Annotated in this window: 2 protein-coding genes; both read right to left on the bottom strand. The window is 67.4% G+C overall.

The window, feature by feature from the left end; translation table 11 throughout:
• A partial coding sequence (locus ACTS2Z_RS02900) for an outer membrane protein assembly factor BamB family protein (protein ID WP_442571730.1) occupies positions 1–851 on the bottom strand: 851 nt, incomplete at its 3' end.
• A partial coding sequence (locus ACTS2Z_RS02895) for a tetratricopeptide repeat protein (protein ID WP_442571729.1) occupies positions 848–1,563 on the bottom strand: 716 nt, incomplete at its 5' end. The genes ACTS2Z_RS02900 and ACTS2Z_RS02895, both read right to left, overlap by 4 nt.

Below are 1,563 nucleotides of genomic sequence, written 5' to 3'. Positions count from 1 at the left end.
CTGAACGGTGCCACGATCACGTCGCCCTGTACGGCCACGCTGGGCGCGGTCAGAAGGCGGGCGGAATCGGCGATGGCGCGGTGGGTCCACTGGACGCTGCCCGTCGACGCATCAAACGCCATCAGCTCGTTTTCGTGCGTGATGGAATAGACGCGGCCATCGGCAACGGTCGGCGCCGCAATCAGCGGGGTCAGCGACGTCTCGCGCCAGATTTCCTCGCCATTGGAGGCGTTGAGAGCCGCCAGGAAGCGCCGTCCCGTATGGACATAGACCCGTCCCCCATCAACCGCGATGCCGCCGCCGAACGCGAAGCGGTCCGGCCCGCCGCCTTCACGGCCGATAAAGGGCAGAGGAAGCGGAATGCCGCCACCTTGACCGGATTCAGCCGGTTGCAGGCGCACCTGCCAGCGGCGCTCGCCGGTTTCGGCATTGGTAGCCGTGACGCGGCCTTCACCATCGACGGTATAGACCGTGCCGTCGAGCACGACAGGACGCGCATTGATGCGGCGGTCCCGGTTGGAACCGGCACCGATATCGGCCCGCCAGAGGCGTTGCAGGCTGCCACTGGCCTGCGTGTGCTGCATGGAATGGGTCGGGAAGCCGTCCGGCTGGGGCCAGCGGTCATTCACATAGGCAGGCGGCAGGGTGACGCGGGTTTCGCCATCGGCCTCGAGGCTTTCGCCAATCGCCAGCACCGGCACGCGCTGGTCGCGCGGCGGGGCGTTGGGATCGTCGCGCTCCTGACCGGAAAACGGGTTCATCTGGGCCAAACGCTCACCGGCATTGCAGCCTGCAAGAACGAAGCTGCCAGCAAGGGCCGCGATCAGCGCGATGCGAAACGTGGGGGTCATTCGCCAGCTTCCTCTTCCTCGGCCACCGTTTCGGCAGCATCCTCGGACGGCTCATCCGCCGGGGCAGGTGTCTCTTGCGATTGTTCGTCCGCGGCTTCGGGCAAGTCTTCCGCCACTACATCCTCTTCCACGACGTCCGCCGGTGCGTTGGCGAGGATCACCGAAAGGGCATCGCGGGCACGTTCCCGCATCGCCTGGGAGGCATCGAGGGAAAGCTGGATGAACTGGTACTGGGTGCGCGCCTCTTCCCAGCGCTCGTCTCGCAGCGCGGCAGCGCCAATGAGCTCACGCGAGAGAAGCGAAAATCCACCCCCGCCAGAGACCAGCGGATCGAGGCGCACGGCCAGATCATCACTGGACAGTCCGTCAAACCCGGCCACCGCCGCCTGATAGCGGGCCAGGTCGCGGATCAGCTCGACAGGAGAGCGCTGGCCTGCCTGTTCGTATAGCTGCGCCGCCGCCTCATTGTCCCCGCTCTCGCGGGCAAGAGCGGCCTGATGGAGAAGGGCGAGCGTGGCGTAGCCGCGCGGGCCTTCGGCAACCATCGCCTCGTACGCGGCCTGCGCGCCTTGCGTGTCACCGGCATCTTCCAGCGCGCGTGCAGCGACGAACTCGGCAGAGGCCTCCGCCGCGACGCTGTCCTGCCAGGCCTGCCAGCCCTGATAGCCGGCAACGCCCACGACCACGGTCACGGCTGCGCCAAGAACCCACG

Source organism: Glycocaulis sp. (assembly GCF_052168375.1).
Taxonomy (GTDB): domain Bacteria; phylum Pseudomonadota; class Alphaproteobacteria; order Caulobacterales; family Maricaulaceae; genus Glycocaulis.
This window is presented reverse-complemented; position numbering and strand designations above follow the sequence as displayed.